Source organism: Actinomycetospora corticicola (assembly GCF_013409505.1).
GTDB classification, from domain to species: Bacteria; Actinomycetota; Actinomycetes; order Mycobacteriales; family Pseudonocardiaceae; genus Actinomycetospora; species Actinomycetospora corticicola.
Genome location: NZ_JACCBN010000001.1, coordinates 1,309,668 through 1,334,284, shown reverse-complemented (window position 1 = coordinate 1,334,284; position 24,617 = coordinate 1,309,668). Strand labels below are relative to the sequence as shown.

Below are 24,617 nucleotides of genomic sequence, written 5' to 3'. Positions count from 1 at the left end.
AGTACCGCCCGACCATCCTCCGGTCACTTTGTAGGACCGGGCGGCACCACATCAGGACGTCACGACCCCGTGCTCCCACGCCCAGGCGATCAGGCGCAGCCGGTCGGGCATCGCCAGCTTGTCCAGGATGCGGCCCAGGTGCGTCTTCACCGTCGTCTCCCCCAGGTGCAGCCGCGCCGCGACCTCGGCGTTCGCCAGTCCGCGGGCCACCAGCGCGAGGACCTCGGACTCCCGGGGCGTCAACGTGTCGAGCGCGGCGGGGCGGGCGGGCGCCGCCGCGGTCCGTCCGTAGGCGGCCACGACCCCGGGGACGACGTCGGGGTCGAGCGCCCCCTGCCCGGCCGCGACGCGTCGCACGGCGTCGAGCAGCTGTTCGGGCGGGGCGGTCTTCAGCAGGAAGCCGGCCACCCCGGCGCGCAGCGCGGCGTCGACGGTGGCGTGGTCGTCGAACGTGGTCAGCACGAGGACCCGCGCCCGGCTCCCCGCCGCCGCGAGCGCCCGGGCGGCGGCGATCCCGTCGAGCCCGGGCATCCGCACGTCCATCACCACCACGTCCGCCGCGGTCCGGCGGGCCGCCTCCACCGCCGCCCGCCCGTCCGCCACCTCCGCGAGCACGGCCAGGTCGTCCTCGGCGTCGAGCAGCATCCGCAGCCCCATCCGCACGAGCGCCTCGTCGTCGGCGACCACCACCCCGGTGGTCACCGCAGGACCGCCGGCTCCGACACGACCAGGACCGGGAGGACCACCCGGACCCGGAACCCGCCGTCGGGACGGGGCCCGGTCTCCAGCGTGCCGCCGGCCAGCAGCGCCCGTTCCCGCAGGTGGACGAGCCCGTGGCCCGGCTCGCCCCCGGGCGTCGGGCCGCGCCCCCGGTCGAGGATCTCGACGACGACCCGGGCGCCCTCCCAGCGCAGCACGACCTCGGCGCGGTCGGTGGCCGCGTGCCGCAGGACGTTGGTCAGCGCCTCGGCGACGATCCGGTGCGCGGAGGTGTCGGTGGCCGGGGCGAGCCGACCCGGCTCGCCGTGCACGGTCACGGTGACCGCGAGCCCGACGCCCGCGAGACGCCGGACCAGGTCGTCGAGCTGGTGCAGCGACGGGGCCGGCGCGAGCGGCCCGTCGTCGGGACCGGGGTCGGAGCCGTCGCGGGCGCGCAGCACCCCGACCACGCGGCGCAGCTCGTCGACCGAACGGCGGCCGAGGTCCTCGACGGCGCGCAGCGCGGTGACCTCCGGCCCGTCGTCGTCGGCCCGCTCGAGGCGCCGCCGGACCACCCCGACCTGCAGCGTCATCACCGACACCGAGTGCGCCACCGCGTCGTGCAGCTCGCGGGAGATCCGGGTCCGCTCCTCGACGAGGGCGATGTGGGTGGTGCGCTCCCGTTCGGTCGCGAGCTCGTCGGCCAGCCGGGCGAGCTCGGTGCTGCGTCGGCTCTCGCGGCGCACCAGCCAGCCGAGCGTCCACGCGCCCCCCATGGTGGCGCCGAAGAACACGAGCTCGAACCACGGCGCCCCGGCGAGCATCGTTCCGCTCGCGCCGCCGACGGCGACGAGCGCCGCGCCGGGCCCGCTCCGGCCCAGCGGCAGCCGCCGGGCCCCGTGCGCGACCAGCACCATCATCGTGATGAGGGCGATCCCGCCCACGCCGGGACTGTGCGGCGCGGCGAGCGCCTGCAGGGGGAAGGTCGCCGCGGCCGCCGGCAGGCCCGCCTCCGGGAGCAGCGGGGCGAGGGCGGCACCGACGGCGAGCGTGAGGACCGGCACGAGGTAGAAGGCGACGTCGACGCCCCGGTAGACCCCGGCCTCGGCCGCGGAGCCGACCACGACGACGGTGCCCGCGAGGAGCCCGACACCGAGCCGGATCAGCATCGGGTGCATCCGCCGCAGGCTAGGCCGCGCGGCGTCCCGCGGGGTCCTCCCAGGGGACGACCCCGCGTGGACCGCAGGACGAGCACGTCGGACCGCGAACACGATCCGTGATGGTACTCGCCGACCTACGGTTCTCCCATCGCTCGAACAGCGCAGCGACCGTCACGAGGAGACATCATGACCACGCTCGACGCCCCGACCACCACGTTCGCCGCCACTCCCGCCGTCGCGCCCCGTCGCAGGGCCATGACCAGCGCCGGGGGGATCGCCCTCCTCGCGTCGCCGCTGCTCCTGGCGGGCGGCATGGTCACGATCCCGCCCGGGGAGGACGGCACCACCGCCGGCTACGTCGCCTCGCTGGCCGCGACCCCGTGGCTGACCGCGCTCTCCGCCGGGTTGCTGCACTACTCGTGGGTGCTCTTCGCCCTGGGGATCCTGGCCGTGCCGGCCCTCGTGCGCGGCTCCCGGGGCCGTGGGGTGGTCGGGGTGGCCGCCGTGGCCATGTCCTTCTGCGCGATCCAGATCTCGGGTCTGCTGCTCGGCGACTGGCACGCGATGGCCGCCGGCCGCGCGGTCGGCGCCCAGCAGGGTGCGGCGATCTTCGAGGCGGCCGGGTCCGACCTCTGGATGTCGACGTGGCTGTACTCGGGCAAGCTCGTGGGCTTCCTCGGGGTTGCGCTCGTGGTCGCCGCCCTCGCCTACGCCCGCGCCGCGAGCTGGTGGCTGCTCGCCCTCCCGGTCGCGGGCACCGCCTCGATGGTGGTCCTGCCCGGGCTGCTCGGGACCGCCGGCCTCGCAGTGGGCGTCCTGCTCTCCTTCGGCCCGCTCTTCGTGATCGGAGCGCAGCTGGTGCGGCAGCGGTAGACCCCGGCCCGGACCGGACGAACGGCACTCTCGCAGCCTTGATGTGCGCGAGAGTGCCGTTCGTTCGTGCGTGGGGGCTACGTGCCCGGCGCGATGAAGAACTCGAGCGCGATGCCGTCGGGGTCGCGGAACGAGATGCCGGAGCCGTAGTGCGCCTTCTTGATCCCGCCGTGCTGCACACCGAGTTCGTCGAGCTTCTTGCCCCACTGCTCGAGCGAGGCGGAGTCGGGCAGCGCGAACCCGACGTGGTCGAGGCCGGTGCGGCGCTCGTCGAAGGTGTCCTTCGACTCGCGTCCCTGGTGGGTGTGCAGGCCGAACAGCATCCCGCCGTCGAGGGCGAAGACGGTGTGGTGGAACTCGCCGCCCTCCTCGTCCTCGTCGAGGACCGGGTCGGCGCCGAAGAGCTTGGCGTACCAGTCGGTGGATCGCTGCAGGTCGCTCACGGTGATCGCGACGTGCTGCAGGCCGGGGAACGTCATCGACAGGGCTCCTTTGCCTTGGCTGTTCGGGATGTCTACCGGTGCTGCCAGACGGGCTGGCGCTTCTCCAGGAAGGCCGACATGCCCTCCTGGGCATCACAGGTCATGGCGTTGGTCGCCATGACCTCGCTCATCTCGGCGTACGCCTCGTCCTCGGAGAGGTCGATCTGGCGGTAGAACGCCTCCTTGCCGATGCGCAGCGTCGCCCCGCTGGCGTCGGCGACCTGCTGCGCGAGCTCGGCGACCCGCGCCTCGAGCGCGTCGGCGGGCACGGCCTCGTTGATCAGGCCCCACTCGACCGCGGTCGCGGCGTCGATCGTGCGTCCGGTCAGCAGCAGCTGCATCGCGCGCTTGCGGCCGATGGCGCGGCTGACGGCGACCATGGGGGTCGAGCAGAACAGCCCGATCTTCACCCCCGGCGTCCCGAACACGGCGTGGTCGGCGGCGATCGCGAGGTCGGCGGTGGCGACGAGCTGGCAGCCCGCCGCGACGGCCATCCCCTGCACGGCCGCGATGACCGGCTGGGGGACGTCGTGCACCGCGCGCATCATCTCGGTGCACACCGCGAACACCTCGCGCTCCTCGGCGAGGGTGCGGTCGACCATCTCGGAGAGGTCGTGGCCGGCGGAGAACGCCGGGCCCTCGGCGGCGATCACGATGACGCGCACGCCCTCGGTGGCCGAGACCTCCCGCAGCCCCGCCGTGAGAGCGCGCATCGTGGCCACCGACAGCGGGTTGCGGCGACGGGCGGCGGTCAGCACGACGCGGGCGGTGGCGTCGTCGACCTCCACGCGCACGGTGTCCTGCTCCTGCGTCACGGGGGCGGCCATGTCCCATGGTCTAGCAGCCATGCGTTCCCGACGACAGGTCGGCGCGGCTCCGGGCCCGGACGCGGGCCGGTCGAGGAGGACCGACCCCTCCGACCGCAGGGGGACGATCGGGACGCGTCAGGCCATGGCGGACCCGCGGTCGAGGTCCTCCTCGGTGGCCATCCAGCGCTTCCGCCGGTCCTCGTGGGTGCGCAGGGTGTCGATCTCGGCGAGCCGACGGCGCTGCTCGGCGGTGGCGGCCCCGCTGACCGCCGCGCGCGACGCCTCGGCCATCTCCCGGTCGGCCCGCATCTCGGCCCGCGTGTGCGGCCGCGACGGCAGGGAGGCCTCCGGGTCGGCGGAACGCTCGTCCTCGGGCTGCGGGGCGCGGTAGGGGTTGTCGTCCGGGAGCTTCGCGCTGACCCGGCCGTAGCTGCCGAGGATGAGCAGGACGAGCCCGGCGCCGATGGAGAAGAAGACGTTGGGCAGCCGGAAGGCCAGCAGGTTGTACGGCGTGGCCATCACCGCGAGGTTCGCGAACGCGGAGACGAGGAAGAGCGTCCCCACCACCATCATGACGGTCGACGAGAGCCGGCCCCCGCGTGCGGCCGACGCGATCAGCACCAACGCCGTCACGATCGAGATCGTCGAGAGCAGACCGTTCGACGAGAGCCCCAGCACCGGGCTCCCGGACGTGTCGAAGAAGCCGAGGCCGCCGACGAACCCGAGGACGCCGAAGGTGGCGATGACGAGGGCGACGACGACCGCGCCGACCCGGTGGACGACGACGACCTTGTGGCCGGGTGAGACGTCGGCGGTGTTCATGGGGTGCTCCCGGGAGGACTGTCGTGGGCCGTTGTCCCGGGGTTGTCCGCTCTGCGTGACCTCAACCACGCCCGCCCTCGTCGGGTCGGCTTTGCCGTCTCGCGAACGCAGCCGTTCCGGGCCGTCGGGGGTCCGTGCCACCGTCGGGCCATGAGCGACAAGGTCCCCGCGGCCATCGTCGGCCCGGGCAACATCGGCACCGACCTGCTGGCCAAGCTGGCGCGCACGTCGTCGATCGAGGTCACCGCGATGGTCGGCGTCGTCGAGTCGCCCGGCCTCGACCGGGCGCGCGCCGCCGGCATCCCGGCCTCGGCCGAGGGCGTGGACTGGCTGCTCGCGCAGGACCCGCTCCCCCGCATCGTCTTCGAGGCCACGTCCGCGCGGGCGCACGCCGCGAACGCCCCGCGGTACGAGGCCGCCGGCATCCGTGCGGTCGACCTGACGCCCGCCCACCTCGGACCGATGGTCTGCCCCGCGGTGAACATGCCGGAGCACCTCGACGCGGCGAACGTCAACCTGATCACCTGCGGCGGCCAGGCGACGATCCCGATCGTCGCGGCGGTGTCCGGCGTCGTCGACGTGCCCTACGCCGAGATCGTCGCGTCCGCCGCGTCCCGCTCGGCCGGGCCGGGCACGCGGGCCAACATCGACGAGTTCACGCAGACCACCGCGCGGGCCGTCGAGGAGGTCGGCGGCGCCGCCCGCGGCAAGGCGATCATCATCCTCAATCCCGTCGAGCCGCCGATGATCATGCGCGACACGGTGTACTGCGCGATCCCCGGCGCGGTCTACGACGACGCGACCACCACCGCGATCGCCGGGGCGGTGCACGCCATGGTGGCGCGCGTGCAGGAGTACGTGCCGGGCTACACGCTGCGCGCCGAACCGCAGTTCGACCCGCCACGGCCGGAGTGGGGCGGCAACGGCCGGGTCGCGACCTTCCTCGAGGTCCGCGGCGCGGGCGACTTCCTGCCCGAGTACGCCGGGAACCTCGACATCATGACGGCGGCGGCCACCCGCGTCGGCGAGCTGCTCGCGGCCGAGCTGGGCGCGGGGGTGGCGGCATGAGCCGGCCGGTCATCACCCACGACGTCCGCATCACCGACACCACCCTGCGCGACGGCTCGCACGCGCAGGCCCACCAGTTCACCGAGCCGCAGGTCCGCGACACCGTCCGGGCGCTGGACCGGGCCGGGGTGGAGGTCATCGAGGTCTCGCACGGCGACGGCATCGGCGGGTCGAGCTTCAACTACGGGTTCTCGCACACCGACGAGCTGCGCCTCATCGCCGCCGCCCGCGAGGAGGCCCGCTCCGCCCGGATCGCGGTGCTGCTCGTGCCCGGCATCGGCACCGTCGACGACCTGCGCCGCGCCCATGACGCCGGCGCCGAGGTGGTGCGGGTGGCCACCCACTGCACCGAGGCCGACGTCAGCCCGCAGCACTTCGGGGTCGCCCGGGACCTGGGGATGGAGACGGTCGGGTTCCTCATGATGGCGCACCGGACGTCGCCGGAGGACCTCGCGAAGCAGGCCCGGATCATGGTCGACGCGGGGTGCCAGTGCCCCTACGTCACCGACTCCGCGGGCGCCCTGCTGATGCACGAGGCCCGCGCGCGGTTCGAGGCCCTCGTCGCGGAGGTCGGCGACGAGGCGTGGGTCGGGTACCACGGGCACCAGAACCTCTCGTTCGGCGTCGCGAACTCCGTGATCGCCGCCGAGTGCGGGGTGAAGGAGATCGACGGGTCGCTGTGCGCGCTGGGCGCCGGGTCGGGCAACTCACCGACCGAGGTGCTCGCCGCGGTGTTCGACCGGCTCGGCGTGAGCACCGGGCTCGACGTGATGGCGCTGCTCGACGCGGCGGAGGACGTCGTGCGCCCCTACCTGCACCGCTGGCCGAAGATGGACCGCAACGCGATCGTCCAGGGCTGGGCCGGTGTGTACTCGTCGTTCCTGCTGCACGCCGAGCACGCGTCGGAGCGCTACAAGGTGCCCACCCACGAGATCCTGCGCCGCTGCGGCGAGCTCGGGCTCGTCGGCGGCCAGGAGGACATGATCATCGACGTGGCGCTCGAGCTGGCCCGGGCCCGCGAGGAGGGCTGATGCCCGTCGTCGAGATCCACCTGGTGGCGGGCGCCCACGACGACCGGCGGATCGAGGACCTGCTCCGCCGCGTCAGCGAGCGGTACGCGGCCGTGCTGGAGTCGCCGATCGACCGGGTGCGCGCCTTCGTGACGGTGCACGCGCCGCAGCACTGGATGACCGGCGGTGTGACGGCCGCGGTCGACGGCGACCCGGCGCCGTACTTCGCGGCCGCCGTCCTCGAGGGCCGGCCGGTCGAGCAACGGCACCGGCTCCTCGCCGAGCTCACCGACGTGCTCTGCGACGTCCTCGGCGTGACCCGCTCGCGGGTGCGCGGCCGCGTGGTCCAGGTGCCGCCCGACGACTGGGCCATCGGCGGCGTCCCCGCCGCGACCCGGCGTCGGGACGAGATCGTGGCGCGCTCGTCGCGGCTGTAGGCGCCGCCCCGAGGTCCACACCACGCAGGTTTCGCCCTCCCGGAACCTGCCCCACGTGATTCTCGCGGCCCGGTCGGGTCAGTGGCGCAGCGACAGCAGCTGCTCCGTGAAGCCCCCGATGCGCCGCTCGGCGTCGACGAGGTGCACCTCGAGGATCCAGTGGCAGCGCCGTCCGGCGGAGTCGGTCGCGTCGTGCATCGTGATGTCGTTGCCCGTGGTGATGTAGCTGTGCACGCGGTCGGGGTCGATGTGGTCGTGCGGGAACTCGCCGACCAGGTGCCCGCTGTGCACGCCGCCGAAGGTCCAGCCGCGCTCCGCGGCGAGCCCGCAGACGTGCTCGTAGAGCCCGGCAGCGGTGACATCGGGAGTCGACTCGTAGAACGTCCGGCCCGCCTCCCACACCGCGTCGAGGTCGGCCGCGAGGCGGTGCTTGTGCGGGTCGTCGCCCAGCACGAAGGTGCGTCCGACGTCGGCCTCCCACTCCGCGAAGACCGGCCCGAGGTCGACGAACACGATGTCGTCGGCCTCGATCCGACGGTCCGGAGGGTTCTCCTTGTAGGGCTGCAGGGTGTTCTCGCCGGAGCGGACGACCCGCTTGTGCCAGTACCGGGAGGTCCCGAACAGGTCCGCACCGAGGTCGCGGATCGCCCGGCTGACCTCCGACTCCCAGGCCCCGGGCGCGATCAGCCCCCGCCGCGTGATCTCGGCGAAGAGCTCGTCCGCCCGCTCCTCGGCGCGCAGCAGCTCCCCGGCTCTGGTGTCCTCGTCGAGCGACGTCACACCCGGAACCCTAGGTGGCGCGGCGGGTCGCCGCCGGGAGTCCGTCGGGGGTGCGCGGGGCCGGCGCCCCGCCCCCGTCGTCGGGAAGGGACGCCACCAGCGACAGGATCAGCTCGTCCTGCGCCACCAGGTGCTGCCGCAGGTGGCGGCACTGCTGCAGGACCACCGCGGTGTGGTCCGCCGTCTGGATCACCCGGCGGTCGGAGGCCTCGCCGAGCACGTCCTGCCCGACCATGATCAGGAACATGAAGACCAGCTGCGCGAGCGACGAGCAGAACAGCAGGAAGGGGAACGGGTAGGGGTCGGGGATCACGCCGGCGAGTGCGAGCGCCATCCAGCCGAAGACGATGACCGCCGTCCAGACCACGGCGGCGGTGGAGCCCAGCCACTGGACCAGCCACGCCGCGATGCGCCGGTTCGGCCCGGCCACCGCCGGCTCCAGCGCGACGGGCGGGGCGATGAGGATGGGCGCGGTGTCACACGGGTCGAGACGGTCCCGCGGCGCCGCCGCGCGGTTGAGCATGCGCGCCTGCTCGTCGATGTGCGCCTGGAGGCGGTGGCACTCGCGCAGGATCGCCTGGGCGTCGTCGTAGGTCTGCTGCGAGCGCCGCTCCCCCGCCGCCGACAGGGTCCGCTGCCCCACGAGGATCACGAAGATCAGCAGCAGCTGCACCACGTTGCCCACGAAGAGCAGCACCGGGTAGGGGTACGGGTCGAAGCCGAGCAGCCCCCGGGCGCCGAGCACCATCCACAGCACCGAGAGCCCCACCGTCACGTACACCGTGACCATCGAGCTCAGCCGCCGCGTCATCCAGGCCGCCGCCCGGTCGCCCGCCGTCCCCTGGTCCGGGTCCGTCACCGCCACCTGCGATCCCCCGTCGCGCCGGTCCGCCGATCCACCTCCGGGCCCGGCCCACCGGGAGGTGCTGTCTCGATCAAGAGACGCGGGGCCGCAGGCCGCGGTTGCACCGTTGGGCCGAACGAGCACGCACATCCCTGGACGAGAATATGCCGCCTATGGCATATTCGCGGCCGTGAGTACCTGGACCGCGCTGGCCGACCCGACCCGGCGCGCCATCCTCGACCTGCTCCGGGAACGCCCGCACGCGGTCGGCGAGCTCGTCGACCGCCTGGACATCGCCCAGCCCGCCGCGTCGAAGCACCTCGCGACCCTGCGCCGCGCCGGTCTCGTGCACGCCAGCGTCGACGCCCAGCGACGGGTCTACGCCCTCGACCCCCGCCCGATCGGCGAGCTCGAGGCCTGGCTCGCGCCCTACCGCGCGCTCTGGTCCGACGCCCTCGACCGCCTCGGCGACCACCTGGAGGAACGATGACCACCGGAACCTACCTGGAGATCGACGGCCGTCCGGCGCTGCGCTTCGTGCGGGAGTACCCCGACACCGTCGACCGCCTCTGGGCCGCCGTCAGCGACCCGACCGAGCTCACCGCCTGGTTCCCCGCCCGCGTCGCCTTCCCCGACGCCGGGTCGCCCGGGCGGGGCGCGACGGTCACCTTCACCTTCACCGCGGAGGGCGACGGCGGGAGCGGGACCGTGCTGGCGTGCGACCCGCCGTCGCGCCTGGTGTTCACCTGGGGCGGCGACGAGCTGCGGTTCGAGATCACGCCGCTGAAGGCGGGCGCCCGACTCGCGTTCACCACGCTCCTCGACGGCCGGGACACCGCCGCCCGCACCGCCGCGGGCTGGGAGGTGTGCCTCGAGGCCCTGGACGCCGCCCTCGCCGGCCGCGTCGCGCCGCGGACCGACGGGCCCACCCCGGAGTGGCGACGGCACTACGACGACTTCGTGGCCGCGGGGGTCCCGGCGGGCGCGCCGATCCCGGGCGCGGACTAGAAGAGCCCGCGCCGTGCTCCCACGTCGAGGGCGAGCGTCGAGCCGGTCAGCGCGTCGGCCTCGGGGTCGAGCAGCGTCGCGACGGCCCAGGCCACCTGCGCGGGCGTGACCAGCGCCGACAGCGGAGACTCGGCCCGGCGCTCGTCGAGGATCACCGACACGTCCACCCCGCGCTCGTCGGCCCTCGCCTGCGAGAGCCGCCGCAGCCGGTCGGTGTCGGCGGGCCCGGGGGCCACGAGGTGGGCGGTCACCCCGTCGGGACCGTGGTGGTCGGCGAGCTGGCGCACGAGGTTGGCCAGCGCCGCGTTCGTCACCCCGGCGGCACACGTGTGCGGGGAGGGCTCGCTGCCGTAGTGCCCGCCGAGCGCGACGAGCCGCGAGCCCGGCCGCAGCCGGTGCGACACCGCCCGCACGAGCCGCAGCATCCCGCCGACCTTGAGCGCGACGGCCGTCCCGAGCGCGGCCGGGTCGATCGTCGGCAGCGGTCCCGCCGCCGGCAGTCCGGCGGCCTGCACCACCATCCGCACCGGCCGGTCCACCGCGTCGACCGCCTCCCGGATCGCGTCGACCGCCGCGTCGGCGCCGATGTCGGCGGCGCACGGGACTCCCGACGACCGGTCCGGCGCGGTCCGGGCGACCGCCACCACCGTGAGCCCCGCACGGCCGAGCCGCTCGGCGATCGCCGAGCCCAAGGCGCCGGAGGCACCGACGACGACCGCGATCTCACCGGCCCCGTCGTCGGGAAGGCTCATGCCACGGCCCGGAGCGCGAGGAGGTCGCGGGCGCGGGCGACCGCCGCGGAGGGGTCCCGGAGGTCGACCTCGACCGTGACGATCCCCGCGGCGCGGGCGCCGGCGCAGTTGCCGGGGAGGTCGTCGAGGAACACGACGGCCTCGGGCGGTGCGTCGAGGACCTCGAGGGCGTGGGCGTAGGCGCGGGGGTCCGGTTTGAGCACGCCGGTCACCGAGCCGTCGACGATCACGTCGAAGCGGCCGAGTACGGGGTGGCGGGTGATGTCGGCGTCGCCGTGGAAGGCCGCCAGGTCGTTCGTGAGCGCGGCGACCGTGAGCCCGGCGCGGTGGGCGTCGTCCATCAGGGCGATCACCTCGGGCCGGAAGGGCTCGTCGTCGGGATAGAGCACCGCCATCAGCTCCGGGACCGTGCCCGTGCCGCCGCGGAGCGCCCCGTACTCCGCCGCGCGGGCGGCCCAGTAGGCGCGTTCCCGGCCGCGGCCGGTGAGGACGTCGTCCCAGGCCGGGTCGGGGCGCGGGCCCAGCAGGCCGCGCACCTCGGTGAAGTCCGCCGGGGCGTCGAGGTCCACCATCCGCTCGTGGGACGAGACGAGCAGGACGCCCCCGATGTCGAGCAGCAGTGCCTGCGGTCGATGGGTCGAGCTCCGCGTCGCTGCGTCTCCCCGCATGCGCCGCACGGTAGGGGTTCGACCGCCCTCCGTACCGGTCCCCGTTCGCGCCCCGGCAACGTTCCCGTCCCGCGAACGTGTTGCTTGCGTCACCCTTGCGGTTGGATCACGGTCGGCTCGATCTCATCGCGGAGGAGGGTCCGATGGCCAACATCGTTCCGGTTGACGCCTACAGCACGGGCGAGTGGTACCCGGGGTACAAGCCGGAGTACTTCGACATGCCGTGGATCGTCGACCCGGCCGGCCCCTTCAAGCCCGGCGACGAGAACCAGTTCTGGTTCCTCGACTTCCACTGGTCGCGCGGCCTCACCCCGCTCGGCGCCACGCTCTGGAGCGGCGACGGCTACTGCTGGGGCACCCAGCACGCCGCCGAGTCCCTCCCCCTGCCGCCGGGCCGGGGGGTCAGCGCCCGCTTCGCCGGCACCCACCTCTACGGCAGCGCCCTCCCCGAGACCGATCCCCGCGAGATCGAGGCCCGGGCCGGACGCATCGCCACCAACCTCCCCCACTTCCTGCAGAACTACCGCCACATCTGGGAGGGCGGCCGCGACGAGCTGGAGAACACCTGGTCCTACTTCCGCGGGGTGGACTTCACGCAGGCCCGCGGCGACGAGCTCCCCGAACTGCTGGTGAAGGGCCGCCGCTACCACAAGCGGTCGATGGAGATCCACTTCGGCGTCATGTACCCGATGCTCGCGAACTTCCTCGGCTTCTACGGGGCGTGCGCGGACATGGGGATCGACCCCAACGAGATCGGCAAGTTCCTCCAGGGCGAGGACACCAAGATCATGGAGACCGACCGGGCGCTCTACGCGCTGGCTATGAAGGCGCGGGCGGTCGGGCTCGAGGGCGTCTTCCAGGCGCACACGGGCTCACAGTTGCGCGACGCGCTGGGTCGCCACGGCGGCGCCGCCTCGCAGTGGCTGACCGAGTTCGACGACTTCCTGCAGGTCTACGGCTGGCGCGCCGAGGCGACCTGCGACGTGGGCGTCCCGGCCTGGATCGAGGACAACACGATCCCGCTGGACCTGGTGCGGACGTTCCTGCAGCGCGGCGACGCCCACGACTTCGAGGCGGCCGCCCGCAACGCCCTCGCCGAGCGTGACGAGGCCATCGACAACGCGCGCGCCGGGCTCACCCGCGAGGAGCAGGCCGTCTTCGACGCCGGGCTCGCCTCCAACCAGGAGGCGAACTTCCCCTGGTGGCAGGACGACCACAACTACTACATCGACCTCAAGGTCATGCTGCCCCTGCGGTGGGGCTGCCAGGAGCTCGCGAACCGCGTGAAGGCCGAGCGGAACGACGACATGCTCTACCTCTTCTGGCCGGAGCTCATGGACGTCGCCACCGGCGAGCGGCCCTACGACGCCGGCCTCCGCTCGCTGGTCGAGGACCGCCGCCAGTACTTCGACCACTGGCACGGCCGGCGCAGCGAGATGCCGAAGGTGCTCGGGACGATCCCGGAGTCGGTCGAGGACCCCATCCTCATCGAGATCTTCGGCCTCAACCCGAACTCCATCCGCGCCGTGCAGAACCCCGACGCGGCGGCCCAGACGACCATCTCCGGCGTGCCCGCGGCCAAGGGCACCGCGCGGGGCATCGCCCGGGTGCTGCAGTCCTCGGACGAGCTGCACCGCCTCGAGCCGGGGTCGATCCTGGTGTGCGAGTCGACGTCGCCGAACTGGACCCCGGCGTTCGGGAAGATCGCGGGCTGCGTCTGCGACGGCGGCGGGATGCTCTCGCACGCCGCGATCGTCGGTCGCGAGTACGGCGTCCCGACGGTCACCGCGACCGGCGTGGCGACGCTGTCGATCCACGACGGCGACGAGATCGAGGTCGACGGCAGCGCCGGCGTCGTCACGGTGCTGACCCGCGCGGCGGACGTCGTGGCTCCGGCGGCGGCGGAGGGGGTCACCGCATGACGGTGGTGTCGGGGACGTCGGGGGTGGTGGCCGTGGAGGACTCCGTGACCGAGCGACACAGCTGCGAGGCGATCGCCTGGCTCGACGAGGTCGATCCGGCGCAGGCGGTCGCCTGCGGCGGCGCGAAGATGGGCCGGCTCGCCGAGCTGCTGGCCTCGGGGGTGCTCGTGCCCCAGGGGTTCGCCGTGACCGTCGACGCCTACCTGCGCCACTGCGCCGAGTCAGGCCTCGACGGCCGCATCGACGCCGTCCTGGCCGGCCTCGGCCCCGATCCCGACGACGGGGCGGTGGAGGCCGCGTCCGCGGCCATCCGCGAGCTGTTCGTGGCCACCCCGATGTCGGAGGCGCTCACCGCGCGGCTCACCGAGGCCTACGAGGAGCTGTGCCTGCGCTGCGTGGACGTGAACGTGCCCGTGGCGGTCCGGTCCTCGGCGACCGGGGAGGACGCCGCCGACGCCTCGTTCGCCGGCATCTTCGACACCTATCTCGGCGTCTCGGGCATCGAGCGGGTGGTCGACTCGGTGCGCCGCTGCTGGGGCTCGCTGTTCACCGCGCGGGCGCTCGCCTACCGCCTGCGCCGGGGCATCAGCCACCACGCCATGCCGATCGCGGTCGGGGTCATCGAGCTCATCCACGCCCGGTCCTCCGGGGTGGCGTTCTCGGTGCACCCGGTCACCGGCAAGCGCGACCGGATCGTCATCGAGACCAGCTGGGGCTGGGGCGAGGCGATCGTGCAGGGCCTGGTCGACCCGGACCACGTCGAGGTGGGCAAGGCCGACGGCCGCGTGCTCCGGTACGACGTCGCACACAAGAAGGTCGTGTCGGCCTTCGACTTCGCCGTCGGCGCGGTGACCGAGATCGAGATGCCGGCCAAGCTCGCCGACCGGCGGGTCCTCGACGACGAGCAGATCGCGGCGATCGCCGCGGCGGTCACCTCCATCGAGACGCACTACGGCCACCCGGTCGACGTGGAGTGGGTGATCGGCCGCCACCGGCGGGCCGGCGACCCGGTGTGCATCGTGCAGACCCGCCCCGTCACCACCGTGGAGCCGGTCACCACGGCGGCCCCGGCCTACGACCCGGTGGCCCTGGCCCAGAAGTACCTGTTCTCGGGGAAGCCGATCCCGGGGCGGTAGGACCTCCCCGAGCGGGTCGTCCGTCACGGTGGGACCGTGACGGACGGCCCGTTCGTGCACGTCGGGGGTGGGCCACTCGGCCCGTGGCGCGGGGTGGTGCCGTGAGGTTGTCGGTCCCCCGGTGCACGATGGTGGAACCGGGCGTCCTCGTGGACGTCCGGATCTACGGCGGGCCGGCGGGGGCACGCCAGGGAACGGGTGGGGGTCAGGCATGGCACTCGGGCGCACGGTGCTCGGGCTGATGGTGGCGTTCGCGGTGGCACTGGCCGCGATCACGGTGTGGGGCACGGTCGAACGGGCCTCGGGCTCGACGCCCGGCGCCTCGGTCGAAGCGGGGTCGCAGGAGGCGCCGAGCGCGCCGGCGGCCCAGGTGACGCTGAGCCCTGCGGACGGGACGGCCGGCGTCGCGCCGGCCGCACCCGCCGTCGTGAAGGTGGCGCAGGGACGTCTGACCGACATCGCACTCATGGGTGCGGACGGCAAGAGCGTGCCCGGGCGGCCGACGGCCGACGGGTGGAGCTCGACGGGCACGCTCGCGTACGGCACCACGTACACGTGGAAGGGGCTCGCCGTCGACACGGCGGGGAACCCGACGCCGGTCGCGGGGTCGTTCACCACGGTGACGCCGCAGCGCAAGGTCGCCGCGAACATCAACATCGCGGACGACGCGACGGTGGGCGTCGGTGCGCCCATCATCGTGCAGTTCAACGGCGAGGTCACCGACAAGGCCGCGGCCCAGCGGGCGCTGACGGTGCGCACCTCGGTGCCCACCGAGGGCTCGTGGGCGTGGCTGCCCGACGCCGAGCAGGGGTCGCGCGCCCACTGGCGGCCGAAGGAGTACTGGAAGCCCGGCACGCAGGTCGACGTGGCGGCGAACCTCGTCGGGGTCGACGTGGGCGACGGTTCCTGGGGCAGCGCGAACGTCACCTCGCACTTCACCATCGGTCGTTCGCAGATCGTCAAGGCGGACGTCAACTCGTTCCAGATGGTGGTGGTCCGCGACGGGCAGACGGTCATGACCGTCCCGGCGAGCTACGGCCTCGGCGCGGACCCGAACCGCAACACCACGAACGGGATCCACGTGGTCATGAGCAAGGAGGCCACCAAGCTCATGACGAACCCCGACTACGGCTACTTCAACGTGCCGGAGAAGTGGGCGGTCCGGATCTCGAACAACGGCGAGTTCATCCACGCGAACCCGCTGTCCACGAGCGCGCAGGGCAACGAGAACGTGACCCACGGGTGCGTCAACCTGTCGACGCAGGACGCCGAGGCGTATTTCAACACGGCGATGTTCGGTGACCCGGTGGAGGTCACGGGCAGCCCCGTGCCGATGCCGCGCACCGACATCTACGACTGGTCGCTCTCCTGGCAGGAGTGGCAGTCCATGTCGGCGCTGCCGACGTAGGGGTGCGGAGGAGGCGGGCCGTGGAGCACGGCCCGCCCCCGTGGCAGCGAAGCGTCGTCGCCGGCGTCCCGTGGCAGGAACGCCCCGCCGTCAGCCGACGGTGACGATCACCTTGCCGGTCGCGTGGCCGCTCTCGACGAGCGCGAGGGCGGCCTCGACCTCCTCCAGCGGGCGCACGTCCGTGACGTGGGGGTCGAGGGTGCCGTCGGCGACGAGGCCGACGAGGCGCTCGAGCACCTCGGTGCTGCGGTCGCGGCGGATCTGCTGGCCGCCGAGCTCGGTCGACAGGCCGTAGTCGGCCACCGAGATGAGCTTCGTCGGGTCGGTCAGCAACGGGGCGACCGTGCGCAGGGCGTCGCCGCCCACGAGGTCGAACACGCCGTCCACGCCGTCGGGGGCGACCTCGCGGAGCCGGTCGACGACGCCGTCGCCGTACGCGACGGGCGTGGCCCCGAAGCCGCTCAGCATCGCGTGCTTGCCCGGGCTCGCCGTCGTCACCACCCGCAGGCCACGGGCGGCCGCGAGCTGGATCATGGGGATGCCGACGCCGCCGCCCCCGCCGTTCACCAGCAGGGTGGCCCCCGACGCCAGGCCGAGCTGCTCGAGCGCGTCCCACGCGGTCCCGGCCGCGACGGGCAGGGCAGCCGCGTCCTCCGGGCGCACGGACGCAGGTCGGTGCGCGGCGAATCCCGCGGTCACGCGGGTCCGCGGCGCCCATCCGCCCTGCATGTCGGGGCAGCCCCCGAAGACCTCGTCGCCCTCGCCGAAGCCGGTGACGTCGGGGCCGGTCGCGAGGACGGTGCCGGCGACCTCCCGGCCCAGCACGGCGGGCCCGCTGATGCCGTAGGACCCGTCGCGGACCTTCCAGTCCCCCGGGTTCACGCCGGCGGCCCGGACCGCCACGACGAGTTCCCCGGGCCCGGGGGTCGGCTCGTCGACCTCCACCCACGCCTGCTGCTCCGGACCACCTACCGCGACGAACCCGTACCCACGCACGGGGCCGCATCCTGCTCCCGTCGTCGGGCAGGCGCACCATGGACCCGTGCTGATGCCGATGGGGCCCACGCCGGGCCCGGCCTGGGTGGACGTGATCACCACGTGGTCGCCCGCATGGGGTGTGAACGCGGTGCTGCTGGTCCTGGCGGCGCTCTACCTCGTCGCCGCCCGGCGGCACGGGGCGTGGCCGGTGCGGCGGACGGCGTCGTTCCTCGCCGCCCTGGCCTGCGGCGTCATCACCTGGAACTCCGGGATCGCGGTGTTCGGGCACGCCGCCTTCGCGGTGCACATGGTGATGCACCTGGCGCTGATCATGGTCGTGCCCGCGTTCTGGGTGGCGGCGCACCCGCTGGAGCTGCTCCGCTCGGCCCTGCCGTCCCGGGCCGGGGCACGCTTCGACGCGGCCCTGGACTCGCGGGCCTCCCGGGCCCTGTTCTTCCCGGGCACCGTGCTCGTGTTCTACACGCTGGTGATCGTCCTGACCCACCTGACGTCGTTCATGGAGGCGATGGCGGCGTCGATGGCCCTGCACCACGCGGAGCAGGGGCTCTACCTGGTGGCCGGCGTGCTGTTCTTCCACGTGGCGATCGGCGTCGACCTGCTGCCGAACCGCCCCGCCTACTTCGTGCGCTACGTGCTGATGGCGCTGGCGATGGGCGTCGACACGCTCGTGGGAGTGGTCCTCATGCAGGCGCCGGCGTCGATGTTCCCGTCCTACGACCTCGAGGGCGTGCACCTCGGCGGCGCCCTGATGTGGGTCGTCGGCGACGGCCTGATGATGGTGATCATGGTGCTGCTCGGGCGGCTGTGGGTCACCGACGCCTCGGCGAAGGTCGACTTCGGGCCCTGGCTGGAGTCGGCGCGCCGGGACGCGTTCCGGGAGCAGACCGGGGGCTCCGACGCCGGTCCCGACGACGGGTCGGGCGACCTCGACGACGACGACGAGGCCCTCGCCGCCTACAACCGGATGCTCACCCGGCTCAACCGTGGCGGGCACTGAGTCGCCTGCGCCGAGGGTGACGTGGGGCAGGTCCTGCGGCCCGCAGGCCTGCCTGACGTGAACCTCGCACCCGGGCCGGGACGACCCCCCGTCGCGAGAGTGACGTGGGGCAGGTCCTGCGGTCCGCATGCCTGACTGACGTGAACCTCGCGCCCGGCCCGGGCGCGGACGGCTGAGCAAGATCACCGGGACGTCGCGGATCCCGCGGCCCAGCACCTGAATCCGCGACATCTCGGTGATCATGGTCGCCGACGCCGGAGTGGCCCGCCGCGAGAGTCACACAGGGCAGGTTCCCAGGCCGGCGGAGCTGCCTCATGTGAACCTCGAGCACGGCCCCGGCTCACCCGACCCCGCGAGGGGCTCGCGCGCGGGAGCACGGGCCGTGTCCCGCAGCGCGGCACAGTGCGCTTCCCGACCGGACGGGCCCGCCCTACCGTCGAGGGCACCACCACGACCCCCGGGAGGGCAGCCGTGCTGACCGCCGAGCAGAACGACGAACTCACCGCCGTCGAGGCCGGGACCCGGATGGGCGATGTCCTCCGGCGCTACTGGTACCCGGTCGCCTTCACCCGTGAGCTCACCGAGTTCCCCGTCAAGCGGGTCGAGCTCCTGGGCGAGTTCTTCGCGCTGTGGCGCACCCCGTCCGGCCGGTACGGGATCATCCCGGAGCCGTGCCCGCACCGGAAGGCGTCGATGGCCTACGGGGTCGTCGAGGAGGCGGGCCTGCGGTGCCCGTACCACGGGTGGCGGTTCGACACCGACGGTGCGTGCACCGACCAGCCCGCCGAGAAGGACAACACCAACTTCCAGGACCGCGTCCGCGCGACGGCCGGGAAGGTCGAGGAGCTCGGCGGCCTGGTGTGGGCCTACCTCGGCCCGGACCCGGCGCCGCTGCTGCCGCGCTTCGACGTCTACGTGATGGACGGGTTCCGCGACATCGGCTGGGCCGACGTGCCGTGCAACTACGTGCAGATCATGGAGAACGCGGTCGACCCGCACCACGTCGAGCACCTGCACGGCCGGTACTTCGAGTTCATCGGGTCGCACGAGGGCTTCGTCGCGCCGGCGTCGTTCGGCAAGAAGCACCAGCGGATCGGGTTCGACGCCTTCGAGTACGGGATCATCAAGCGCCGCATCCTCTCCGGCGCGGACGAGGACAGCGACGACTGGAAGGTCGGCCACCCGCTCGTCTTCCCCTACAACATGCGTGTCGGCGGCGGCGGCATCCACCAGATGCAGATCCGCGTGCCGATCAACCGGACCACCACCCGGTTCATGCTCTACACGGTGCACGCCCCCGAGGGCTACGAGTCGCTGGAGCAGCCGACGATCCCGGACTACGAGATCCCGGTGTTCGACGCGCAGGGCCGGCACGTCGTGAACTACGTCGAGGGCCAGGACATCATGGCCTGGGCGACGCAGGGGCCGATCACCGACCGCACCACCGAGCACCTGGGGCGGTCCGACATCGGGGTGTCGATGCTGCGCAAGATGTTCAAGCAGCAGATGGTGGCCGTGGAGAACGGCGAGGACCCGCTGGGCACCGTGCGCGAACCGCACGAGCGGATCGACCTGCCGTGCGAGAAGGACAAGTTCCACGCCGGCGGCGGCGCCCAGTTCGCGCTCGACTTCTGCGATATGGGGTCGACCCGCTTCTCGCCGATGCTCGACGCGATCCGCAAGGTGCACCTGTCCGCCGCGGAACGGGTCGGGAAGGACAAGGCGGCCGGACGCCCGTCGGTCACCCCCGAGGGCGGGATCGGCACCGCGACCCTCGAGCCGGGTACCGACGCGCAGGTCGACTCCGGGCTCGTGCCGCGATGACGCAGAGATGAGCGAGTGATGAGCGCACCCGACCGGCGGTTCGTCGCGGACGCCGACGCCCACCGCCGCGACCAGCCCCGGTACTGCCCGGCGTGCGCCGCCGGGCTGGACCTCGCCAGCGAGTTCTGGGAGGGCGACGAGCGCCGGTTCTACTGCTGGTGCGCGGCGTGCGACTGGACCGGTGAGGTGACCACCACCGGCGGCACCGCACGGGGGCACGAACCCGAGCACTGAGGAGCAGGATGGGGCCGTGAGTCAGTTCGAGCTCGGCACCGACGGTCCGTCCCTCATCCTCGCCGCAGTCGACGGCTCGACCACCTCGTTGCGGGCCGGGGCCTACGCCGTGGGCCTCGCCCGCCGGCAGCACTCCGAGCTCGTCGTCATCACCGTGACCACCACGCCCGCGCTCGCCGGCATGTCCGCCGACGCCGTCACCGTCCTCGCGGAATCCGCCCGGGACCTCGCGACGGACCTGCACGAGCAGGCCAAGGAGTACCTGCAGCTGCTCGAGATGCAGGCCCGCCTGATCCTCGTCCACGGCGACCCGTACCTGGAGATCGTGCGCGCCGCCGACGACCTACGCGCCGACGCCGTGGTCGTCGGCGCCTCGATGAAGGCCGGGCACCGGTTCGTCGGGTCCCTCGCCGGGCGGCTCATCAAGGCCGGGAAGTGGCCGGTCACGGTCGTGCCGTGACCGCCTCGACGTCGACCACGAGCGCCCGGTGGTCGGAGACGGACAACGGGACCGCCGCGGCGTCGGTCACCTCGAGCCCGGACGGGTCGCGGGCCAGCACGTGGTCGAGCTGGACCCGGGGGTCGTCGGTGGGGAACGTCGTCGCCCGGACCAGGGACCGCCAGCCCGGGAGGACCGCCGGCGGCACGGGCCCGGGCAGGTTGAGGTCGCCGAGCAGCACCACCGGCGGACGGGCGTCGCGCAGCGCCCGCGCGAGGCGCAGCAGCTGCACGACGTTGACGCCGGGCGCGAACGAGAGGTGCGTCGCCACCACCGTGCCCACCGGCCCGTCACCCGCGAGTTCCGCCGCCACCGCGACCCGGGGCTCGTCGCGGACCAGGGCCGGTCGCCGGGCGTCGATCAGCAGCGGCAGCCGCGCGGGCGAGGACCCGAGCGGGATCCGGCGCCAGCGGGCGACCGGGAGCCGGCTGACCAGCCCGACGCCGTAGGTCGGCTCGGCGTCGGCGTCGCCGACCTCGGCCGGTCGCCACCGCTCCCCCGGCGTCCCGACCAGCGCGGGCACGAACCGCGCCTCCACGGCACCCAGCGCGTGCGCCGCGAGCGCCGTCTGGTCCGCCCGGCCGCTGCGCTCCTGGCCGCGGTCCACCTCCTGCAGCGCGAGGACGTCGGCGTCCAGGGAGGCCACCGCCGCGACCAGCCGGTCGGGGTCGACGATGCCGTCCGCCGGGGAGCGGCCGTGCAGCAGGTTGAACGTCGCCAGGCGCACGGCACGCACCCTCCCCGATCGGCGCCCGTCACGCCGCGTGGGTCACCACGTGAGCGGCAGGCTCCGCATCCCGTAGATGAAGGTGCCCTCGCGGAAGTCCGCGCGGGCGACGTCGTGGACCGGGGCCAGCGTCGGGAAGCGCCGCAGCAGCGCCGGGAAGGCGGTGGCCATCTCCATCCGCGCGAGCGGGGCGCCGAGGCAGTGGTGGACCCCGTGCCCGAACGCGACGTGGGGTGCGGCGGCGCGCCCGATGTCGAGCTGGTCGGGGTCGTCGGCGAGCGCCCGGTCGCGGTCGGCCGCGGCGAGCTGCACCAGCACCATGTCGCCGCCCGCGATCCGCTCGCCGCCGACCTCGCTGTCGTCCACGGCCACCCGCGGGACCGCCGCGTGCACGATCGACAGGAACCGCATGAGCTCCTCGACGGCGGGGGCCACGGCGTCCGGGTCCTCGCGCAGCAGCGCGGCCTGGTCGGGGTGGCGCAGCAACGCGAGCGTGCCGAGGGCCAGCATGTTGGCGGTGGTCTCGTGCCCGGCGATGAGGAGCAGGGACGCGATGCCGATCAGCTCGTCGCGGGTCACGTCGTCGCCGTGCTCGCGGACGAGCATGCCGAGCAGGTCGTCGCCCGGGGACGCCACGGCGCGGTCGACGAGACCGCCCATGTACTCCCGCGACTCGAGCGCGACCTTCCCGCGCTCCGCCATCGGCAGCGTCAGGTCGATCTGCTTCGACGCACGGGTCTGGAAGTCGTCCCGGTCGTCGTAGGGCACCCCGAGCAGCTCGCAGATGACGAGGCTGGGGATGGGCAGCGCGAAGTCGGTGACGAGGTCGGCGGGCGGGCCGGCGGCCGCCATCGCGTCCAGGTGCTCGTCGACGATCTCCTGCACGCGCGGCTGCAGACGGCGGATCCGCCTGACGGTGAACTCGCCCGTGAGCAGACGACGCAGCCGGGTGTGGTCCGGCGGATCGAGCGCGAGCAGCTGCCCGGCGCGCATCTTCTCGGGGTCGACCCCGGGCATCGGGACGGCGGGGACGCGCTGGTTGGAGAAGCGGGTCGCGTCGCCGAGCACCTCCCGGGCGTCGTCGTAGCGGGTGACCAGCCAGGCCTCGCGGCCCAGCGAGTCGTGCACCCGCTCCAGGCCCGGCCGGTCGCGCAGGGCGCTGATCTCCGCAGGTGGGTCGAACTGGTCGCGCTGCACGTGGAGCGGGAGCTCGCTGGCATCGACGGACACGGTGGTGACTCCTCACGACGACGGCACCACCGACCGTAACACCGGAAGTGGGAGCGCGCTGCCGCTTACGCGCGGCTCACCCGCGGCGGGAGCGAGCCCACCACCCGACGCTCACGACGCCGAGAAGCGCGGCGGCCACGACCGGGTCGGCCACCGACGGGGTCCCCTCGCCGACCGCCCGCACCGCCGTCCCCACCGGCGGGAGCCACGGCACCGTGGCGGCGACCACGACGACCACGAACGCGAGAGCAGCGGCCAACCCCGGTCGGTCGACCACCGGGCGCGAGCACCCCAGCCCGATCGCGGTGCCCGCCATGGCCGCCGTGAGGTGGGCGACCACCGCGCCGCCGATGACGGCGGGCGGATACCCCGCGGGGTGCAGGAGGGCCGGTAGCAGGGCGCCCACCACCACGGGCGGGAGTTCGAGCAACAGCGCCGCGCCGATCGCGGCGACGGCCCAGCGGCCGGGTCCTCCCGCCGCGGCCGTGGCGACCGTGCGGTCCTCCCCGGTGTTCGTCGCGGCCAGCGTGAGCCACGTGCTCGCCGCGGAGAGAACGGGCACGGTGACCGGCCACGGCCCCGGTGCGGACGACGGGTCGTTCACCGTCAGCACGAGGACCAGCACGACGAACAGCACGGCGGGGACGAGCGGACGTTGGGCGGCGAGGACCTCCGCGAGCCGCAGCACCACGAGGGCCCGGATGCGCCGGAGATCGGTCGTCGTCACGCCGACCGTTCCGGCAGTCGGGTCACGTCGATGACCGAGCAGCCCGCCGCGAGGGCGGCGGCGAGCCACCGGTCGGCACCGGGGACGTCGACCGTCACGACGAGGCGCTCCCCCTCGCAGCAGCCGACGGCCGCCGACGGCAGGGCGGCCGCGACCGCGGCGGCGGGACCCCGGCAGGACAGCTCGATCCGCGTGCCACCGGGCCGGCACGGCCGCGAGCGCGTCAGCGCCCCGTCCGCCAGGCGGTACGTCAGGGCCCCGGGCAGGGTCGTCGCGCGGCCGGAGTGGTCGGCGACGACGAGCGTCCGCGCCGGCTCCTCGGCGAGGACGACGTCGAGCGCCGCGGCGGCCTCGTCGTCGAGGGCGGTCCACGGCTCGTCGAGCACCACCAGCCCCTCGCGGACCGCCACCGCCTGGGCGAGCCCCACCTTCGTCCGGGTGCCCGCCGAGAGGTCGGCGACCGGGCGGTCGGGGTCGGCGTCGAATCCCAGGCGGTCGAGCACGTCCAGGGCGGCCCCGCGTCGGAGCCCGTGCACGGCGTCGAGATGCTCCGTCAGGCGGCGCGTCGACAGGCGGGAGTCGGGGAACGGCGTCGGTAGGTAGCCCGTCACCCCGGGCCGCCCGCCGACCGTCCCCCCGGTCGGGCGCAGCACCCCGGCGACGACCCGGAGCAGCGTCGACTTGCCGGATCCGTTCCCCCCGGTCACGACGACGGGTCGGCCCGGCTCGATCCGCAGGTCGACGCCGTCGAGCACCCACCCCGTGCCGCGGAACCGGTGGCGGACGCCCCGGAGCTTCATGACCGCGACCGGTGCAGCCGCCAGCAGCACACCACCGTGCCCGGCAGGGCGAGGAGGTAGCCGAGGGCCTCCCGGCGCCGCGCCGGGCCGGCACCGACGTGGTGGAACACGGTCGCCATCTCGGCCCGCCAGTCCTCCCGTGCCCCCGGAGGCAGCAGGACGCCGAGCAAGGCCAGGGCACGGCGGTCGCGGTCCGGGGCGCGGAGGGCGGCGACCCCGCGGAGCAAGGTCGACGCGGCCACCAGCGCGGCGAGGGCGGCCCACACGCGGGCCGGCGCCGGATCGGTCACCCGCGGTGCGAGCAGCAGGACCGCCGTCAGCAGGACGAACGGCACGAGCCAGAACCGTGGCCGGACCGCGCTCACGAGGAGGTCCCGGGCAGGGCGTCGCCGACCGCTCCCGGGGTGGGCGACCCCGACGCCGTCGCGTGCACGGCCCGGGCCCGACCCGTCGTCGTCAACCGGTAGTACCGCCGCGACGGCCGTCCCTCGGCCCGGCCGAGCTCCGGGTCCTCCCAGGCGTCCTCGACCCATCCGGCGGCGACCAGCCGCGCCAGGATCGGGTAGATGGTGCCCGCCTTCAGCCCGGTCGCCCGACCGATCTCGAAGCCCCACGCCTGCTCGCGGTCGAGCAGTGCCGCGAGCACCGAGGCCGTCTGCGGGGTGATGCGTGGACCGGGCACCGCTTAACTCTATCTAGGTA

General features: G+C 74.0%; 29 protein-coding genes. 13 read left to right on the top strand and 16 right to left on the bottom strand.

The window, feature by feature from the left end; all coding sequences use genetic code 11:
* Positions 1-51: 51 nt before the first annotated feature.
* Both BJ983_RS06380 and BJ983_RS30550 read right to left on the bottom strand, forming a co-directional pair.
* Positions 52-702 (bottom strand): response regulator, encoded by a 651-nt coding sequence (locus BJ983_RS06380; protein ID WP_179793053.1) that lies wholly within the window; start codon positions 700-702, stop codon positions 52-54.
* Entirely contained in the window at positions 699-1,877 is a 1,179-nt protein-coding gene (locus BJ983_RS30550) for a sensor histidine kinase (RefSeq protein WP_179793052.1), read from the bottom strand. The genes BJ983_RS06380 and BJ983_RS30550 overlap by 4 nt, the downstream gene beginning before the upstream one ends.
* Positions 1,878-2,045: 168 nt before the next feature.
* On the opposite strand from BJ983_RS30550, the gene BJ983_RS06370 reads away from it, so the two are divergent.
* Positions 2,046-2,732 (top strand): hypothetical protein, encoded by a 687-nt coding sequence (locus tag BJ983_RS06370; RefSeq protein WP_179793051.1) that lies wholly within the window; start codon positions 2,046-2,048, stop codon positions 2,730-2,732.
* 77 nt (positions 2,733-2,809) lie between these two features.
* Here the strand turns inward: BJ983_RS06370 and BJ983_RS06365 are convergent, their stop codons facing one another.
* The 3 genes from BJ983_RS06365 to BJ983_RS06355 form a co-directional block, all read right to left on the bottom strand.
* Positions 2,810-3,211: a VOC family protein gene (locus tag BJ983_RS06365; RefSeq protein WP_179793050.1), complete on the bottom strand. Its 402-nt coding sequence runs from the start codon at positions 3,209-3,211 to the stop codon at positions 2,810-2,812.
* A 35-nt stretch (positions 3,212-3,246) separates the two neighbouring features.
* Positions 3,247-4,041 carry an enoyl-CoA hydratase gene (locus tag BJ983_RS06360; protein ID WP_179793049.1) on the bottom strand — a complete coding sequence of 265 codons (795 nt, stop codon included), beginning with the start codon at positions 4,039-4,041 and terminating at the stop codon, positions 3,247-3,249.
* 117 nt (positions 4,042-4,158) lie between these two features.
* Positions 4,159-4,845, bottom strand: coding sequence for a DUF4383 domain-containing protein (locus BJ983_RS06355; protein ID WP_179793048.1), 687 nt, complete (start codon positions 4,843-4,845; stop codon positions 4,159-4,161).
* A gap of 150 nt (positions 4,846-4,995) precedes the next feature.
* Here BJ983_RS06355 and BJ983_RS06350 point away from each other — a divergent pair, with 150 nt between their 5' ends.
* Genes BJ983_RS06350 through BJ983_RS06340 form a run of 3 tightly spaced genes read left to right on the top strand, consistent with a single transcriptional unit; the run spans position 4,996 to position 7,360 of the window.
* Positions 4,996-5,913: an acetaldehyde dehydrogenase (acetylating) gene (locus BJ983_RS06350; RefSeq protein WP_179793047.1), complete on the top strand. Its 918-nt coding sequence runs from the start codon at positions 4,996-4,998 to the stop codon at positions 5,911-5,913.
* Positions 5,910-6,944, top strand: a complete 1,035-nt coding sequence (dmpG, locus tag BJ983_RS06345) for a 4-hydroxy-2-oxovalerate aldolase (RefSeq protein ID WP_179793046.1) — start codon at positions 5,910-5,912, stop codon at positions 6,942-6,944. The genes BJ983_RS06350 and dmpG overlap by 4 nt, the downstream gene beginning before the upstream one ends.
* The gene (locus tag BJ983_RS06340) at positions 6,944-7,360 is read left to right on the top strand and encodes a tautomerase family protein (RefSeq protein WP_179793045.1); all 417 of its coding nucleotides are present in this window, start codon (positions 6,944-6,946) and stop codon (positions 7,358-7,360) included. The genes dmpG and BJ983_RS06340 overlap by 1 nt, the downstream gene beginning before the upstream one ends.
* A gap of 78 nt (positions 7,361-7,438) precedes the next feature.
* Here the strand turns inward: BJ983_RS06340 and BJ983_RS06335 are convergent, their stop codons facing one another.
* Positions 7,439-8,140 (bottom strand): M24 family metallopeptidase, encoded by a 702-nt coding sequence (locus BJ983_RS06335; protein ID WP_179793044.1) that lies wholly within the window; start codon positions 8,138-8,140, stop codon positions 7,439-7,441.
* A gap of 10 nt (positions 8,141-8,150) precedes the next feature.
* Entirely contained in the window at positions 8,151-9,005 is an 855-nt protein-coding gene (locus BJ983_RS06330; RefSeq protein ID WP_179793043.1) for a DUF1003 domain-containing protein, read from the bottom strand.
* Positions 9,006-9,174: 169 nt separating this feature from the next.
* Between BJ983_RS06330 and BJ983_RS06325 the strand changes: the two genes are divergently transcribed.
* Positions 9,175-9,474: a metalloregulator ArsR/SmtB family transcription factor gene (locus tag BJ983_RS06325; protein WP_179793042.1), complete on the top strand. Its 300-nt coding sequence runs from the start codon at positions 9,175-9,177 to the stop codon at positions 9,472-9,474.
* Entirely contained in the window at positions 9,471-9,992 is a 522-nt protein-coding gene (locus BJ983_RS06320) for an SRPBCC family protein (protein ID WP_179793041.1), read from the top strand. The genes BJ983_RS06325 and BJ983_RS06320 overlap by 4 nt, the downstream gene beginning before the upstream one ends.
* Here BJ983_RS06320 and BJ983_RS06315 read toward each other — a convergent pair.
* A complete protein-coding gene (locus BJ983_RS06315) occupies positions 9,989-10,744 on the bottom strand; it encodes an SDR family NAD(P)-dependent oxidoreductase (RefSeq protein ID WP_179793040.1) in 756 nt (251 codons plus the stop codon). The two genes, BJ983_RS06320 and BJ983_RS06315, sit on opposite strands and share 4 nt — an antisense overlap.
* Positions 10,741-11,412 (bottom strand): HAD family hydrolase, encoded by a 672-nt coding sequence (locus BJ983_RS06310; RefSeq protein ID WP_179793039.1) that lies wholly within the window; start codon positions 11,410-11,412, stop codon positions 10,741-10,743. The genes BJ983_RS06315 and BJ983_RS06310 overlap by 4 nt, the downstream gene beginning before the upstream one ends.
* A gap of 143 nt (positions 11,413-11,555) precedes the next feature.
* Between BJ983_RS06310 and BJ983_RS06305 the strand changes: the two genes are divergently transcribed.
* From BJ983_RS06305 to BJ983_RS06295, 3 genes are all read left to right on the top strand, one after another.
* A complete protein-coding gene (locus BJ983_RS06305; RefSeq protein WP_179793038.1) occupies positions 11,556-13,334 on the top strand; it encodes a PEP-utilizing enzyme in 1,779 nt (592 codons plus the stop codon).
* On the top strand, positions 13,331-14,470 hold the full coding sequence (locus tag BJ983_RS06300; protein WP_179793037.1) for a PEP/pyruvate-binding domain-containing protein: 1,140 nt from the start codon (positions 13,331-13,333) through the stop codon (positions 14,468-14,470). Before BJ983_RS06305 ends, BJ983_RS06300 begins: the two co-directional genes overlap by 4 nt.
* Positions 14,471-14,681: 211 nt before the next feature.
* Entirely contained in the window at positions 14,682-15,878 is a 1,197-nt protein-coding gene (locus BJ983_RS06295; RefSeq protein WP_179793036.1) for a L,D-transpeptidase, read from the top strand.
* Positions 15,879-15,968: 90 nt separating this feature from the next.
* Here BJ983_RS06295 and BJ983_RS30545 read toward each other — a convergent pair whose 3' ends face one another.
* Positions 15,969-16,874, bottom strand: a complete 906-nt coding sequence (locus BJ983_RS30545; RefSeq protein ID WP_179793035.1) for a zinc-binding dehydrogenase — start codon at positions 16,872-16,874, stop codon at positions 15,969-15,971.
* A gap of 52 nt (positions 16,875-16,926) precedes the next feature.
* Here BJ983_RS30545 and BJ983_RS06285 point away from each other — a divergent pair, with 52 nt between their 5' ends.
* The 4 genes from BJ983_RS06285 to BJ983_RS06270 all read left to right on the top strand — a co-directional run bounded on the left by BJ983_RS06285 (position 16,927) and on the right by BJ983_RS06270 (position 20,392).
* The gene (locus BJ983_RS06285; protein ID WP_246325918.1) at positions 16,927-17,874 is read left to right on the top strand and encodes a cytochrome c oxidase assembly protein; all 948 of its coding nucleotides are present in this window, start codon (positions 16,927-16,929) and stop codon (positions 17,872-17,874) included.
* Positions 17,875-18,345: 471 nt separating this feature from the next.
* On the top strand, positions 18,346-19,698 hold the full coding sequence (locus tag BJ983_RS06280) for a Rieske 2Fe-2S domain-containing protein (RefSeq protein ID WP_179793033.1): 1,353 nt from the start codon (positions 18,346-18,348) through the stop codon (positions 19,696-19,698).
* An 18-nt stretch (positions 19,699-19,716) separates the two neighbouring features.
* Entirely contained in the window at positions 19,717-19,932 is a 216-nt protein-coding gene (locus BJ983_RS06275; RefSeq protein ID WP_179793032.1) for a hypothetical protein, read from the top strand.
* A gap of 16 nt (positions 19,933-19,948) precedes the next feature.
* Positions 19,949-20,392, top strand: a complete 444-nt coding sequence (locus BJ983_RS06270) for a universal stress protein (protein ID WP_179793031.1) — start codon at positions 19,949-19,951, stop codon at positions 20,390-20,392.
* On the opposite strand, the gene BJ983_RS06265 is transcribed toward BJ983_RS06270, so the two are convergent.
* From BJ983_RS06265 to BJ983_RS06240, 6 genes are all read right to left on the bottom strand, one after another.
* Positions 20,376-21,158: an endonuclease/exonuclease/phosphatase family protein gene (locus tag BJ983_RS06265; protein WP_179793030.1), complete on the bottom strand. Its 783-nt coding sequence runs from the start codon at positions 21,156-21,158 to the stop codon at positions 20,376-20,378. The genes BJ983_RS06270 and BJ983_RS06265 overlap by 17 nt on opposite strands.
* Positions 21,159-21,200: 42 nt before the next feature.
* Positions 21,201-22,388 carry a cytochrome P450 gene (locus BJ983_RS06260; RefSeq protein WP_179793029.1) on the bottom strand — a complete coding sequence of 396 codons (1,188 nt, stop codon included), beginning with the start codon at positions 22,386-22,388 and terminating at the stop codon, positions 21,201-21,203.
* Positions 22,389-22,464: 76 nt separating this feature from the next.
* Positions 22,465-23,115 carry a hypothetical protein gene (locus tag BJ983_RS06255; protein WP_179793028.1) on the bottom strand — a complete coding sequence of 217 codons (651 nt, stop codon included), beginning with the start codon at positions 23,113-23,115 and terminating at the stop codon, positions 22,465-22,467.
* Entirely contained in the window at positions 23,112-23,915 is an 804-nt protein-coding gene (locus BJ983_RS06250) for an ATP-binding cassette domain-containing protein (RefSeq protein WP_179793027.1), read from the bottom strand. Before BJ983_RS06250 ends, BJ983_RS06255 begins: the two co-directional genes overlap by 4 nt.
* On the bottom strand, positions 23,912-24,280 hold the full coding sequence (locus BJ983_RS06245) for a hypothetical protein (protein ID WP_179793026.1): 369 nt from the start codon (positions 24,278-24,280) through the stop codon (positions 23,912-23,914). Before BJ983_RS06245 ends, BJ983_RS06250 begins: the two co-directional genes overlap by 4 nt.
* On the bottom strand, positions 24,277-24,597 hold the full coding sequence (locus BJ983_RS06240; protein ID WP_343053798.1) for a PadR family transcriptional regulator: 321 nt from the start codon (positions 24,595-24,597) through the stop codon (positions 24,277-24,279). Before BJ983_RS06240 ends, BJ983_RS06245 begins: the two co-directional genes overlap by 4 nt.
* Positions 24,598-24,617 lie beyond the last annotated feature (20 nt).

Coding starts and splice junctions, on each gene's coding strand:
- BJ983_RS06250 (WP_179793027.1), bottom strand. CDS start 23,915: ATGAAGCTCCGGGGCGTCCGCCACCGGTTCCGCGGCACGGGGTGGGTG.
- BJ983_RS06310 (WP_179793039.1), bottom strand. CDS start 11,412: ATGCGGGGAGACGCAGCGACGCGGAGCTCGACCCATCGACCGCAGGCA.
- BJ983_RS06320 (WP_179793041.1), top strand. CDS start 9,471: ATGACCACCGGAACCTACCTGGAGATCGACGGCCGTCCGGCGCTGCGC.
- BJ983_RS06315 (WP_179793040.1), bottom strand. CDS start 10,744: ATGAGCCTTCCCGACGACGGGGCCGGTGAGATCGCGGTCGTCGTCGGT.
- BJ983_RS06305 (WP_179793038.1), top strand. CDS start 11,556: ATGGCCAACATCGTTCCGGTTGACGCCTACAGCACGGGCGAGTGGTAC.
- BJ983_RS06365 (WP_179793050.1), bottom strand. CDS start 3,211: ATGACGTTCCCCGGCCTGCAGCACGTCGCGATCACCGTGAGCGACCTG.
- BJ983_RS06360 (WP_179793049.1), bottom strand. CDS start 4,041: ATGGCCGCCCCCGTGACGCAGGAGCAGGACACCGTGCGCGTGGAGGTC.
- BJ983_RS06370 (WP_179793051.1), top strand. CDS start 2,046: ATGACCACGCTCGACGCCCCGACCACCACGTTCGCCGCCACTCCCGCC.
- BJ983_RS06285 (WP_246325918.1), top strand. CDS start 16,927: ATGCCGATGGGGCCCACGCCGGGCCCGGCCTGGGTGGACGTGATCACC.
- BJ983_RS30550 (WP_179793052.1), bottom strand. CDS start 1,877: ATGCACCCGATGCTGATCCGGCTCGGTGTCGGGCTCCTCGCGGGCACC.
- BJ983_RS06355 (WP_179793048.1), bottom strand. CDS start 4,845: ATGAACACCGCCGACGTCTCACCCGGCCACAAGGTCGTCGTCGTCCAC.
- BJ983_RS06295 (WP_179793036.1), top strand. CDS start 14,682: ATGGCACTCGGGCGCACGGTGCTCGGGCTGATGGTGGCGTTCGCGGTG.
- dmpG (WP_179793046.1), top strand. CDS start 5,910: ATGAGCCGGCCGGTCATCACCCACGACGTCCGCATCACCGACACCACC.
- BJ983_RS06275 (WP_179793032.1), top strand. CDS start 19,717: ATGAGCGCACCCGACCGGCGGTTCGTCGCGGACGCCGACGCCCACCGC.
- BJ983_RS06300 (WP_179793037.1), top strand. CDS start 13,331: ATGACGGTGGTGTCGGGGACGTCGGGGGTGGTGGCCGTGGAGGACTCC.
- BJ983_RS06340 (WP_179793045.1), top strand. CDS start 6,944: ATGCCCGTCGTCGAGATCCACCTGGTGGCGGGCGCCCACGACGACCGG.
- BJ983_RS06350 (WP_179793047.1), top strand. CDS start 4,996: ATGAGCGACAAGGTCCCCGCGGCCATCGTCGGCCCGGGCAACATCGGC.